Source organism: Caballeronia sp. ATUFL_F2_KS9A, from assembly GCF_023630765.1.
Classification (GTDB): domain Bacteria; phylum Pseudomonadota; class Gammaproteobacteria; order Burkholderiales; family Burkholderiaceae; genus Caballeronia; species Caballeronia zhejiangensis.
In genome coordinates, this window is sequence record NZ_JALQEK010000056.1 from 101,895 (window position 1) to 114,286 (window position 12,392).

Consider the following 12,392-nt stretch of genomic DNA (forward strand, 5'->3'; position numbering starts at 1 on the left):
CTCACGCCATCAAATTTCCAGGACTATCGAAGATGAGCCAGACAACCCGCAATGTGCAGCCCGTTATCGCCAAGCTCGGCAAAGAAGGATCGGGCGAGCTCGTGTCTTCCCGATACGCAGTTCGCATAGGCGATATCGATGTCGTGCTGATCAGCGACGGCGTGCTGCCGCTGCCGACCTCCACCATGTCCACGAACGTGAGCGAAGCCGATCGCAACGAATGGTTCGATGGCCGTTTCCTGCAACGGGACACGTTCGACTGGGCGTTGAATATCGCGCTCGTGCGCAGCGGCGAACGCCTGATCCTGATCGACTCGGGCGTAGGCGATGGGTTCGAATACTTCTCGCGCGCCGGTCAGTCGGTAATGCGCCTGGAATCGGCCGGTATCGACCTGGCTGCCATCACCGATATCGTGATTACGCATATGCACATGGATCACGTCGGCGGGCTGAACGTCGATGGCGTCAAGGCGAAGCTGCGTCCCGACGTGCGCATTCATGTGTCCGCCGCTGAAATCGCGTTCTGGAAGAATCCGGACTTCAGCAAGACGGTGATGCCCGAAGCGGTTCCTCCGGCGCTCCGCGAGGCTGCTGCGAAGTTCGCGAAACGCTACAGCGAGAACATCGTGCAGTTCGATCAGACAGTTGAAGTCGCACGGGGCGTGTCGGCGCGGGTGACGGGTGGCCACACGCCGGGGCACTGCGTCGTGGATGTCGCATCGAACGGGGAGAAGCTGACGTTCGTCGGCGACGCCATTTTCGAAGTCAACTTCGACAACCCCGATTGGCAGAATGGCTTCGAACATGATCCCGAAGCCTGTGTGGACGTGCGTATTGCGCTGCTCGACGCCGCCGCTGACACCGGCACGCTGCTCGCTGCTGCGCACGTCGCGTTTCCGTCGATCGGTCATGTTGCAAAGAGCGGTGAGCGTTACCGCTTCGTGCCGGTGCAGTGGGACTATTGATCGATACTTCGCGGCGCATTGCGAGTTGGATTCGAGGACATCCGCGTCACTGGCAATGATAGTCAGTGAGCGGCCTTCTTCTACTGGTTCTATACAACGGACACGATATGGAACTCAACGGTCTCCTGCCAGCCGTGTGCTGCACGGCTTTGCTTGCAACAGTACCCGCCATTGCGGTTGCAGATTCCTTCACTGTCAAGGTCGATGGGCTGAATCGCGGTCGGTTCGAAAATGAACAGGTGTACGGTCAATTCGGCTGTCATGGCGAAAACGTCTCTCCGCGCATTTCGTGGTCGCATGTTCCGGCCGGCACGAAGAGCATCGTCATCACCATCTACGACCCGGATGCACCCACCGGCGGTTTGGGCTGGACGCACTGGCAAGTGGCAAACATTCCGCCGTCGCAAACATCGATTGAAAAAGGCGCGTCGGGCAATGCCCGAGTGCTACCGATAGGTGCAATCGAGACGCTGACCGATTTCGGTGCTTCGGCGTATGGCGGACCGTGCCCGCCGCCGGGCAAAGCGCATCGATACATCGTGACGGCTTCGGCTTTGACCGTTTCGAGCCTCGATGTCAAAGCGGATTCAAGTCCCGCGCTTGTCGCCTATCAGATGCATGGGAAAGTCATCGGCCAGGCGCGCTACGTGGCGCGCTATCACCGTTCGGCGGACTGAGCAGACCTGCAAGGCGATAGTGATCACCGGTCCGGCTGTACACGCTTGGTCCATCCGGCGGCTCTCCGATGCGAACCGGCACGCGGGTTGCGGAAGATACGCGATCAACCCACGGAGAGCACCATGAGCCAACTGACTTTGCACGATCTCGCAACCAAGATGGCGGAGATCGACTTCGCGATGCTTTCGACGCGCTCGCTGAACGGCAAGATCGCCGCGCGGCCGATGAGCAATAACCGCGATGTCGAATACGACGGCGACAGCTACTTCTTCACACTCGAAGAAACGCATACGGTGCAGGAGATCAAGGCCGATGCGACCGTGGCGCTGACTTTCACGAGCAGCGCGAACCCGGACGGCGCGCCGCCGCTTTTCGTGGCCGTCGAGGGCCGCGCGGAGCTCATTCGCGAGAAACCGGCGATGAAGGATCACTGGAACGAAGACATCGAGAAGTGGTTCTCGGAAGGCTTCGAAACGCCGGGGATCGTACTCATCAAGGTTCGCGCCGAGCGCATTCACTACTGGATGGGCGAAGAGGATGGCGAGATCACGCCTGACTGATTGCCGTAGCCGCTGACAGAATGATCTTGCCGACATTCGTCGACGATTCCATCCGCCGATGCGCGTCGGTTGCACGCGCGAGCGGATACGTCGAGTCCACGACGCGGATTGCAGCGAGCGAGGCTGCGCATTCAGCGGCGCTTCGACAGAAAGGGCACAACCAGTCCCGCGCCGAACGCCAAATAGACAGCGGCGATGTGCGCCGCGGGCAGGTGATATTCGAAGCCGGGCGTGAAGCGCTTGGGGACGACGATATAATCGCCGGCCGCTGCGGCAAGCGTCGTCGCTGCGGCGAGTGCGACGCGTTGTCCGTGAGTCGGCGCGGCACCGCCGCGCAGTCTCGGCGATGTGCGCGCGGCCGCGACAGCCAGCGCATTGCAGGCGGCCCAGCCGATCGACATCGACTGGTGAATGGCGAGACCGGCAAGCAGATGGCGCCATTCCGGCCGCGCGGTCTGGTTTGCTTCTTGCGGCCATAACCAGTGGCTGACGGCGCTGATCGGCGCGCTTGCGCGTTTGCCGTGCAGACGCCCACAGATCGCAAGGGCCGCCGTCGATAACAGTCCGGCAACGGAGCCGGGAATCAGGATATCCGTCACAGGGTCGATGTCTTCAGTCATGGTCGTTTTTCTGACAGGCGCCACGGGGCTCCTCGGCTCGCGCATCGCGGCGGCGCTGGTTGCGCAAGGACACGCGGTGAGGTGCGCCGCGCGCCATGCGCCTGGCGGCGAAGGCGCCGTGAGAGGCTGCCGTTTCGTGGCGCTCGATTTGAGCGATGAACTCGACCCAGCAAGCGTGATGCCGCTGCTCGAAGGCGTCGATGTGGTCATCAATGCCGCCGGCATCTTCGAGGACCGGACCGGACACGACTTCTCGCGCATCCATACGCGTTCGCCGATCGCGCTGTTCCAGGCGGCCGTGATGGCAGGCGTGGGCCGCATCGTGCAGATATCGGCGCTTGGCGCGGATGCGGGCGCACAGACGCCTTATCACCGCTCCAAGAAAGCCGCCGACGACGCGTTGCGCGCGTTGCCCATCTCGTCGTTGATCGTGCAGCCTTCGCTCGTGTTCGCCGAAGACGGACGCAGCACGCAGTTCTTCGCCGCGTGGTCGACGTTGCCGGTCGTGCCGCTGCCGGGGTCGGGCGCGCAGGTCGTGCAGCCGGTTCATGTGGACGATGTGGTCGAACTCGTGACGCGCGGCGCGTTGACGCGCGCAAGCGCAGCCCCCGCGAGCGAGACGGTGGCGGCTGTCGGTCCGAGACCTGTGACGATGAAGGAATACTTGCGTCTGCTGAATCGGCTTTGCTCCGCCGGTGCGCCCTTGTTCATGCCGGTGCCGATGCCGCTCGTCAAGACGGCTGCCGCGTTATGCGCGCGCTTGCCCGGCGCGCTGATGAGCCCCGATGCACTCGCGATGCTGGAACGGGGCAACGCGGCATCGGCGGATGGCATGCAGCGATGGCTCGGCAGGCCGCCCCGATCGCTCGGCGACGAGCCGTCGAAACGCGCCACGCTTGGCCTGCGTGCGAAGCTCGCGTGGCTCGCGCCGCTGCTGGCGGGCGCCATCGGCGCGGTGTGGATATGGACCGCGATCGTGTCCGCCTGGCTCTATCCGCGAGCGGCGAGCCTCGACTTGCTGGCGCGAGTCGGCGCGCCCGAAGGCACGCGCCTCTTCCTGCTGTATTCGGCCGCGCTGCTGGACCTGCTATTGGGCGTGCTGTGCTTCGCGTGGCCCGCGCGGCTCGGACCGCGACGCCGTCTCTGGTGGGCGCAGATCGGGTTGATCGTCGTCTATTCGGTGCTGATTACCTGGCGCTTGCCGGAGTTCTGGCTGCATCCGTATGGCCCGCTGTCGAAGAATCTGCCGATGATCGCCGCACTCTTACTGCTGATGAACATTGATGGAAAGGGCTCGACGTGACTTATCTGACGATCAAGTGGATCCATGTGATCTCGTCGACGATCCTGTTCGGCACCGGAATCGGCTCCGCGTTCTATCTGCTCGCCGCGAGCATCGGACGCGATGCACGGACCGTCGCGCGCGTGTCGCGGCTCGTGGTGCTGGCCGACTGGCTTTTCACGACGCCGACCGCCATCGTTCAGCCGCTCACCGGCTATCTGATGATGCGGCTCACGGGCTTTCCCGTTTCGAGTCCCTGGCTCGCCTGGTCGATCGGCCTCTACGTTTTCGCGATCGCGTGCTGGCTGCCCGTCGTGTGGCTGCAGATGCGCCTCGCCGCCGAGGCGCAAGCCTGCGCCGTATCCGACGCCGGGCTGTCGAGGCGCTACTGGCGCCTCATGTCCGCATGGATCGCGCTCGGCGTGATGGCGTTCGTCGCGTTCGTCGGCATCTTCTGGCTGATGGTCACGAAGACGCTCTAGGCACGCAGTTCAATCCGTCCGGCTGTAATAAACATACGAAGGTTGTCTCAGCTCGCCTTCCTTCCCGGCAACATCGCCGGAGTTCGGAAACTGTGGAAGCTTGTCCCACAGCAGCGCGCGTCCGAGCATCTGTTCGCGATCCAGTTCGGGATGATCGTGCTTGAGCCGATTCAGAAACTGCTCGAAGTCCGACACATAGAGATCGGTCTTGACGGCGTGCTCGCGCCGATGAAAGAGACGCTGCAAGAAACTCATCGCTTGCTCCTCGGGGTGCGGCCCGGGCTATTCGCGCTCCAGCCTGAACACGTGCGATGCGCGTGAACCGTTGCGCTCTTCGGCGTACACCGTTTCCGTAACGACGACCCGATAGCCCGGCTTCGGCAAGATGGAAGGGAGATTGCCCGTCACGCGGCTATCGATGCCGCCCAGTCCTGCGGCCGGCGCCGGCACGTTGTTTTCGAGCGTCGCGTTCGATGTGATGACGTTGTCGTGCCAGCCCGACAGATCGCGGCGCGCCTCGATCGACTTGGCGTCCGCGTCCACGGTATCGTCCGTCGAGCCCATGCCTTGCGAATCCACGCCGACGATGCGGCTGTTCGCCCGCTGCACCGGATCGCCGGAATCCCGCGCGATCGAAGCATGGTCGATGTCGGGCAGCGGCGACGGGTCATTGCGCTGCCCGGGCTCGGCCGAGCCAGCATTGCGGTCGCGGCCGAACTCCGCTGCCTGCGTGGCGGCATCGGGCGATGCGGTGCCTGTCGCTGGTGTCTTGGCGGGGCTTTTTGCCGCCATCTCGTTCTGCTGGGCCTGGGTCGGGTTGCCTTCGGCGTTCTGCATGCTTGCTCCAAGTCGTCGTTTCTCGCTGCACGACTCGGTCTGCGCATGGCGCGTGCCTAGCGCATGACGGACTCGCTGGCGGCATCCGTCTTCCGCCGTTGCCGCTTGCGCGAAGCGCGGATAGACGCTGCGAGTTCCATCGCGTACGGCACGGCGCCGAATATCGCGCAGAGCATCAGCACGGCTGTGACGGTCGTCGAGGACAACGGAGGATCGCGCCATGCGGGCGTGTAACCAGCGGCGTTATCGAACAGTCTGGCGAAGACATCGGGATGGGCGAGACAAATGATGGCTAGCCCGACGATCGGCGCCATCTCAAGAACGCTATGTACCATTTGCTCGACGGGTGTAATGACGCGCGTCGCGGATGCGTAGCGCAGATCCGCATACACGGTGAGATGGTGGACGACGATGAGCGCGGCCATCGCAACGATCGCGAACGCGTTGATTTGCAGGAACAACGCGCACAGCACGACACCGGCGCCTTCGGTTAGCTGGGCGATATGCATCAGCGATTCGCGCACGCCGGCAGTCTCGGGAAGATTCGCCCAGCGGTGACAAAGCGCGTCCGCGGTGCCGGCGGCGAGCCACAACGGAAGCACGCCGTAGAGCAGGAAGTGCTGCGCGAGCGCCGGATTCATGTTCCGCTGCCGCCGGGCGATGCCGCGGCCTGACACAGTTGAAGCGAGACGCCGCCGACGAAGGAAAGCGACGCGAGATGCTCGGCGCAGCGCCTGAGCGCGCCGACGTCGGCCTCGCAAACGAAGTTGATGCCATCGGGTGCGACGCGGGCATCGAGAACGGCGACGTGGCGCTGCATCAGTGCGGTTATCAGGTCGTGCTCGGGAAGCGGCTCCGCTGTCATGGTTCGAATAGTGATGTTGGCTTTCGGCATGTTCGACTGGTTTCACCACAGGTACGTGCTCATTGTCACGGGCACTGCCGCGCGTCACGACTCAGCGCGCATGTACGAAATGCGAGGAAGCGGAACGTCAACGCGGAAGTACAAACGCGGGCGTCCACAAACCGCGCGATCCGAACACCGAGGGTCTGCCGGGCAGCAGAGCGCTCGCGGATGACAAGGCGACCGGCGTCAGCCTGCCGCTGTTTCAAGAAGTGAACCCGGCCTCTTATATTCAAGACGCGTGCTGAAAGTTGCACGGCCACCGATCCACAGACGGTTGGCCGACCGGCTCGCGACACAATGTCCGAACATCGGTGCACCGTTCAGTGTGAAACACAGTCGGTCGGAACGCTGTGACAGGCGGACGGCGGGTTGCCTTTGGCCACCGAACCGCGCACCCGTTCTGATTGCTGGTTGATCTGGCGTCGCGATCATCCCACCCACAAGCGGGCGGCGGCGCTGCCCGCGCGAACGTCGGTGTCCTTCCCACGAAGCGCTCTTTCGGTGCCTCGACCTGAGACTGAAACGAAAGACGAGATTGGCTTTTCGACGAAGTCGACGGCTGCCTGGGCTGCCGCGCACGAGACCCGCTTGCTAACTCCGGGCATGTCGAATCGGCAGCGTGGCTCGACGGGTCGGGTGCTTGCGACCCGTACGCACTGTCGCGATCACTTTGATTGTCGGGTTCCAACATGGGACTTTTGGGAATCGGAATTGCTCAACCCTGCCACGAAGGCTTGTTAATGAACCGCGCACCGTGTTGATTCGGCTATGTCGGTTGTGCAAGAAGGAATCGATGATGGATCAGGCTTTTGACTGTGTTGTTATCGGCGGCGGTCCGGCTGGGTTGACCGCTGCACTCTATCTTGCCCGGTTCAGGCGCTCGACCCTGGTTATCGATGCCGGTCAGAGCAGAGCGTCGCGGATCCCGATCGTGCGTAACCTTGCTGGTTTTGAAGGCGGCATCAGCGGCAAGGAACTCATCGTCAAGATGCGTCGACAGGTCGATTGCTACCCGGTGCCGATAATCGCCGGCCGAGTCGTCGCGATACGACAGGTGTCCGCCGGCTTCGTCGTGGACTACAGGAGCAGCGGCGATGCTGACAGGCAGAGCGTTCTGGCACATCGTGTCCTGCTCGCGTTCGGGATCCGCGATAGGCTACCGCCGATCGTCGGAGCCGAACGGCTTACCGAAAAAGGATTGCTCAGGTTGTGCGCGATATGCGATGGCTTCGAGGCGCAAGGCAAACGGGCGGCGATGCTGGGTTCCGCGTCACGAGCGCTGTCGCACGCTTTGTTCTTCCGAACGTTTTGCAGGCAGGTAGCTGTCGTCGCGCCCGACCTTTCGGCGCTGACGCAAGAGCAGCGCGCGTCGGCCGTAGAGAACGCCATAGAATTGGTGCCGTTGGGTGCGCTCGAAGCTTCGGCTAACGCTGACGGGCGCTTGAGCGTTGTCTGCCCGGATGGGCGGCGACAGAGGTTCGATATTGTCTATCCTGTGCTTGGCTCTCGCGAAGAAACTGAGCTATTGAGTGGCTTGAACGTCGAACGGGATGAGGACGGCATGATCGTGGCGGATAAGCGGCAGCGCACTAGCGTGGCCGGCATATTTGCCGCGGGCGATGCAGTCAATTCGTTGAATCAGATCTGCGTGGCAGTCGGCGAAGCCGCGATCGCGGCGACGGCTATCCATTGCAGCTTGCCAGGCAATCCGCTTTGAAGCGGCGGCAGGCCGCTGCGACATCAGCATCGGCGTGAGTAGGCTAACTGCGCCGCATCTTGCTTCGCACTGTCGCGGCTCAGAGCGAGGGAATCTGTGAAAAGATGGTCTGGCCGGGCCGGGACGCTCACGGCGCGGCTCACCCAGCTTCATGGTAGCCTGATCACTTGTCACGCAACGCGTTACGCTTGCCACCATGGCTTCCACGTCGATTCCCGGCACCACCCGCTATCAGGACGAGGCACACCATCCAGGGGATCTTCTCAAGATCTTTGTGCTGCCCCATTTGGGCCTCTCGGTGAGCCAGGCGGCCCGAGATCTGGGCGTGGCTCGTCAAACGCTTCACCGGATCTTCGACGGCAGCGCGAGCATCACGCCCGAAATGGCGGTGCGTCTCGAGGCCTTTTGTGGCGTGCCGGCGATGCACTGGTTGGAACTGCAATCCGCGCATGATGTCTGCGACGCTCGTACTTCGCTCGAGCAGGCGCTGACGAAAATTGCGAAACACAGGCTCTCCCGTGTTGCAATGAAGCAGCTTGGAGCAACAGATGAACGATAGTACCGTAATGCCCCAATACGCTCGCACGGGCGTCCCGGGGCTCGACGACATTCTCGTTGGCGGACTGAGCCGGGGCAACTTGTTCCTTCTCGAGGGAAGTCCGGGCACGGGCAAGACGACCATCGCGCTGAGTTTCCTGCAGGCTGGCGCCGAACTGGGGGAGCCATGCCTTTACATCACGCTCTCCGAGACGATGGAGGAACTGCGCAACGGCGCCTTGTCGCACGGATGGCGGCTCGGTCCACAGATCAGCATCTTCGAAGTCAGCCCGTCCGAAAATCTGCTTGACGCCGATCAGCAGCAGACGCTGCTCTATTCCTCCGACCTCGAGCTGGGCGAGACGACGCGGCTCATCCTCGGCGAGTTCGAGCGCGTGAAACCGAAGCGCGTGGTCATCGATAGTCTTTCGGAGATTCGCTTGCTTGCGCAAAGCTCGCTGCGCTACCGCCGGCAGATCCTGGCATTCAAGCATTACTTCGCGGGCCGCGACGCCACGGTGCTCATGCTGGACGATCTCACCTCCGATGCGGCGGACAAGACCGTGCACAGCGTGGCGCACGGCGTCATCAAACTGGAGGAGTTATCGCCGCAATATGGCGCCGAGCGCCGGCGCCTAAGGGTGCTCAAATACCGCGGTCAGCATTTTCGTGGCGGCTATCACGATTTTGCGATCCGACACGGCGGGGTGGCGGTGTTCCCGCGACTTGTCGCCGGTGAGCACCGAACCAGTTACGCGCGCACGCAAATGACAAGCGACGTTGCGGAACTCGACGCTTTGCTCGGCGGGGGTGTCGAGCAAGGATCCAGCACGCTTATCCTTGGTCCCGCAGGGACCGGCAAGAGCCTCTTCGCGATCCAATTCGTCACGGCGGCCGTGCGGCGGGGCGAAAAGGCTGCGCTCTTCGTCTTCGATGAAGAGCTCGGCCTTCTGTTCGACCGTGTGCGCCCAATGGGCATCGACCTCGAAGCCATGAGAGATGCCGGTGATCTGCACGTCGAACAACTGGACGCGGCAGAGCTGTCGCCGGGCGAGTTCGCGCATCGCGTGCGTGCGAGCGTCGACCGCGCGCGTGTAAAGACGGTTGTCATCGATAGTCTGAACGGGTATCAGGCCGCCATGCCTGAGGAAAACGCGCTCGTACTGCACGTGCACGAGTTGTTGCAGTATCTGAATCGGCAGGGCGCGAACACCTTTTTGACGGTCGCCCAGCACGGCCTCGTCGGCGACATGAAGGCGCCGGTCGACGTGACCTATCTTGCTGACACGGTCATCCTGCTTCGTTACTTCGAAGCGATCGGGCGCGTTCGACGCGCGGTGTCGGTCATCAAGAAGCGCACCGGGGCTCATGAGGAATCGATCCGCGAGTTCCGTATCGGTTCAGAGGGGCTCACGCTCGGAGAGCCGCTGGAAGATTTCCAGGGGGTGCTTCGAGGCGTACCGACGTTCGTCGGAAAGTCGGCGCCTCTGCTGACGCCGAAGACTGCAACCAAGGACTGACGATCGCATGGCCGAAACCGAGCGATGTCCCGTGCTGCTCCTCACCCCGTCGGGACGCGACTGCGTCGTTGCGCAGGCGCTGTTGGGGGCGGCCGGGATCGACGCAGAGCCGTGCAAGAACGTAGCGCAACTCGGCGAGACGTTGAGAGACGACGTCTGCTGCGTTATCGTCGCCGACGAAGCGTTGAACGGCGCCGACCTCGCCACGCTGGCGGGATGGGTGTCGTCGCAGCCGCCGTGGTCGGACCTTCCATTTGTCGTACTCACACAGCGCAGCGGTCCCGTTCGCAGACCGATGGCCGAGCGGTTGATTACGGCACTCGGCAACGTCACGTTCATCGAGCGTCCGTTTCATCCGACGACGTTCGTAAGCGTCGTCGAAACAGCGGTGCGGGGCCGGAATCGCCAGTTCGAGGCTCGGGCTCGAATCCGAGAACTCGATGAGGGCGAAGCGCATCTTCGCATAGCACTCACGGCCGGACACCTCGGCTCCTGGAGCCTCGATCTTTCCAGCAACACGCTGACAGCATCGACGACTTGCAAAGCGATATTCGGCCGCTTGGAGACCGACAATTTTACTTATGAAGAACTGATTGCAAGCACTCATCCCGAGGATCGCGAGCGGGTGCAGGCAGCCATCGCGGTCAGCGCGGAAACCGGCTGCGACTATGCGATCGAGTATCGCAACGTCTGGCGGAACGGGACCGTGCACTGGGTTGAAGTCAGGGCGCGTGTCGTGCGCGACGACCGGATCGTTCGGCTCGTCGGCGTTTGCTCCGACGTGACGCTGCGCAAAACGTCGGAAGATCAGCTGCGCCGGGTGAACGAATCGCTCGAAGTCAAGGTGCTGGAGCGCACCGCGCAACTGGAAGACGCGCATCGAACGGTGCTCGAGGAAATACGGCAGCGCGAGCATACAGAGAAGCTGCTGCGGCAGGTCCAGAAGCTCGAGATGATCGGCCAGTTGACGGGCGGCATCGCGCACGACTTCAACAATTTGCTGATGGCGATCATGGCGAATCTCGAACTCGTGCGAAAGGAAGTGCCGCCGGAAGAGCGAGTGGGTCGGTTGGTCGATGGCGCGCTGAAAGGCGCTCAACGCGGCGCCGCGCTCACTCAACGGCTGCTCGCGTTCGCGCGACAGCAGGTCCTTAAGGTCGAGCCTGTCCAGATGTCTGCGCTGGTTCACGGCATGGCCGACCTTCTGGACCGGTCGATTGGCTCGATGATCGAACTGGTCATCGATACGCCCGAAGAAGTGCCGTTTACTCGCGTCGATACAAATCAGATTGAACTGGCGATACTGAACCTGGTAGTCAATGCGCGCGATGCGATGCCCGATGGCGGCGCAATCCAAATCAGCGTCGATACCGCGCATTCTGCGGGCGATGGCGACCTGCGAGCCGGCGACTACGTGCGGGTGACAGTGAGAGACACAGGCACTGGCATGGACGCCGCGACACTCGCCAAAGCGACGGAACCCTTCTTCACGACCAAGGAAGTGGGGAAGGGCACGGGGCTTGGCCTTTCGATGATTCACGGTCTCGCGCGTCAGCTACAAGGCGCGCTTCGTCTAGAAAGCACGTATGGAAAGGGCACGCGTGCATCGCTCTGGCTTCCTGTCACGGGTCGGCCGGCTGCCGAGGAGCGTATCGCCGATGACCCGAAGGACGACGGTCCGGCCGACGCCAGCGAGCTGCGCGCCACCGTACTAGTCGTCGATGATGACCCACTTATTTTGTCAAGCACATCTTATCTCCTGCAGGACCTTGGACATGAGGTGATCGAGGCCGCATCAGGGGACGCCGCGCTCCAAGTCCTTCGCGCAGGCCAGAAAGTTGACGTTCTGCTAACTGATTTCTCAATGCCCAAGATGACCGGCGTTGAATTGGCCAATGCGGCGCGGGCACTCAGGCCCGTCCTGCCTGTCATACTCGCAACCGGCTACGCGGAACTGCCGGAGGGCACCGGAGCGGACCTACCGAGACTACGCAAGCCGTATCAACAAAGCCGGCTTCTGCAAGAGATCAGGAACGCCGTGAAAAGCTTGGAATCGCCGCAATCCGGGGCGCAGTAAGCTGTCCATCGCACGAGCCAGCGAACGGGCCGCCTTCCGGACACGTAACAGCCTTGACGAACGAACGACGTCTGCAGAGATGGTTGCCGCTTAACGCATATGGCTGCACGGATTTACTTCCTCACCCTTTCGTTAGCTGGTTGGCCGTTGTGCTAAATTCCGCAACCGGCCGGTTTCTGCCGTTCGACCAAGTCGCAGTGTGACCGCTCC

General features: G+C 62.5%; 14 protein-coding genes and 1 pseudogene. 9 read left to right on the forward strand and 6 right to left on the reverse strand.

Annotation, left to right across the window (positions count from 1 at the left end; translation table 11 throughout):
- The first annotated feature begins 32 nt into the window (after positions 1 to 32).
- The 3 genes from NCS67_RS31475 (at position 33) to NCS67_RS31485 (ending at position 2,203) form a co-directional block, all read left to right on the forward strand.
- Positions 33 to 965, forward strand: coding sequence for an MBL fold metallo-hydrolase (locus NCS67_RS31475; RefSeq protein WP_250437906.1), 933 nt, complete (start codon positions 33 to 35; stop codon positions 963 to 965).
- Positions 966 to 1,072: 107 nt separating this feature from the next.
- The gene (locus NCS67_RS31480; RefSeq protein WP_008345576.1) at positions 1,073 to 1,642 is read left to right on the forward strand and encodes a YbhB/YbcL family Raf kinase inhibitor-like protein; all 570 of its coding nucleotides are present in this window, start codon (positions 1,073 to 1,075) and stop codon (positions 1,640 to 1,642) included.
- Positions 1,643 to 1,765: 123 nt separating this feature from the next.
- Positions 1,766 to 2,203 carry a pyridoxamine 5'-phosphate oxidase family protein gene (locus NCS67_RS31485; RefSeq protein ID WP_175982125.1) on the forward strand — a complete coding sequence of 146 codons (438 nt, stop codon included), beginning with the start codon at positions 1,766 to 1,768 and terminating at the stop codon, positions 2,201 to 2,203.
- On the opposite strand, the pseudogene NCS67_RS31490 reads toward NCS67_RS31485, so the two are convergent.
- Positions 2,190 to 2,306, reverse strand: a pseudogene (locus NCS67_RS31490) (zinc-binding dehydrogenase); the annotation flags it as partial. The gene NCS67_RS31485 and the pseudogene NCS67_RS31490 overlap by 14 nt on opposite strands.
- A 28-nt stretch (positions 2,307 to 2,334) precedes the next feature.
- Entirely contained in the window at positions 2,335 to 2,823 is a 489-nt protein-coding gene (locus NCS67_RS31495; RefSeq protein ID WP_175982124.1) for a hypothetical protein, read from the reverse strand.
- Here NCS67_RS31495 and NCS67_RS31500 point away from each other — a divergent pair.
- Together NCS67_RS31500 and NCS67_RS31505 are read left to right on the forward strand one after the other, a co-directional pair.
- Complete coding sequence (locus tag NCS67_RS31500) at positions 2,822 to 4,126, forward strand: NAD(P)H-binding protein (RefSeq protein WP_250437907.1); 1,305 nt, start codon at positions 2,822 to 2,824, stop codon at positions 4,124 to 4,126. The two genes, NCS67_RS31495 and NCS67_RS31500, sit on opposite strands and share 2 nt — an antisense overlap.
- On the forward strand, positions 4,123 to 4,587 hold the full coding sequence (locus tag NCS67_RS31505; protein ID WP_175982122.1) for a DUF2269 family protein: 465 nt from the start codon (positions 4,123 to 4,125) through the stop codon (positions 4,585 to 4,587). The genes NCS67_RS31500 and NCS67_RS31505 overlap by 4 nt, the downstream gene beginning before the upstream one ends.
- Positions 4,588 to 4,596: 9 nt before the next feature.
- On the opposite strand, the gene NCS67_RS31510 is transcribed toward NCS67_RS31505, so the two are convergent.
- Genes NCS67_RS31510 through NCS67_RS31525 form a run of 4 tightly spaced genes read right to left on the reverse strand, consistent with a single transcriptional unit; the run spans position 4,597 to position 6,319 of the window.
- Positions 4,597 to 4,842 carry a DUF3460 family protein gene (locus NCS67_RS31510; RefSeq protein WP_250437908.1) on the reverse strand — a complete coding sequence of 82 codons (246 nt, stop codon included), beginning with the start codon at positions 4,840 to 4,842 and terminating at the stop codon, positions 4,597 to 4,599.
- Positions 4,843 to 4,869: 27 nt separating this feature from the next.
- The gene (locus tag NCS67_RS31515) at positions 4,870 to 5,424 is read right to left on the reverse strand and encodes a DUF3005 domain-containing protein (protein ID WP_008345556.1); all 555 of its coding nucleotides are present in this window, start codon (positions 5,422 to 5,424) and stop codon (positions 4,870 to 4,872) included.
- Between the two features lie 56 nt (positions 5,425 to 5,480).
- Positions 5,481 to 6,065: a diguanylate cyclase gene (locus tag NCS67_RS31520; RefSeq protein WP_250437909.1), complete on the reverse strand. Its 585-nt coding sequence runs from the start codon at positions 6,063 to 6,065 to the stop codon at positions 5,481 to 5,483.
- Positions 6,062 to 6,319 (reverse strand): hypothetical protein, encoded by a 258-nt coding sequence (locus NCS67_RS31525; protein WP_250437910.1) that lies wholly within the window; start codon positions 6,317 to 6,319, stop codon positions 6,062 to 6,064. Before NCS67_RS31525 ends, NCS67_RS31520 begins: the two co-directional genes overlap by 4 nt.
- Positions 6,320 to 7,124: 805 nt before the next feature.
- Between NCS67_RS31525 and NCS67_RS31530 the strand changes: the two genes are divergently transcribed.
- From NCS67_RS31530 to NCS67_RS31545, 4 genes are all read left to right on the forward strand, one after another.
- Positions 7,125 to 8,048, forward strand: coding sequence for an NAD(P)/FAD-dependent oxidoreductase (locus NCS67_RS31530; protein ID WP_250437911.1), 924 nt, complete (start codon positions 7,125 to 7,127; stop codon positions 8,046 to 8,048).
- A 196-nt stretch (positions 8,049 to 8,244) separates the two neighbouring features.
- Positions 8,245 to 8,607, forward strand: coding sequence for a HigA family addiction module antitoxin (locus NCS67_RS31535; RefSeq protein ID WP_250437912.1), 363 nt, complete (start codon positions 8,245 to 8,247; stop codon positions 8,605 to 8,607).
- Positions 8,597 to 10,105, forward strand: coding sequence for an ATPase domain-containing protein (locus NCS67_RS31540; RefSeq protein ID WP_033535654.1), 1,509 nt, complete (start codon positions 8,597 to 8,599; stop codon positions 10,103 to 10,105). Before NCS67_RS31535 ends, NCS67_RS31540 begins: the two co-directional genes overlap by 11 nt.
- 7 nt (positions 10,106 to 10,112) lie before the next feature.
- Positions 10,113 to 12,182 carry a hybrid sensor histidine kinase/response regulator gene (locus tag NCS67_RS31545; RefSeq protein ID WP_008345540.1) on the forward strand — a complete coding sequence of 690 codons (2,070 nt, stop codon included), beginning with the start codon at positions 10,113 to 10,115 and terminating at the stop codon, positions 12,180 to 12,182.
- The last annotated feature ends 210 nt before the right edge of the window (positions 12,183 to 12,392 follow it).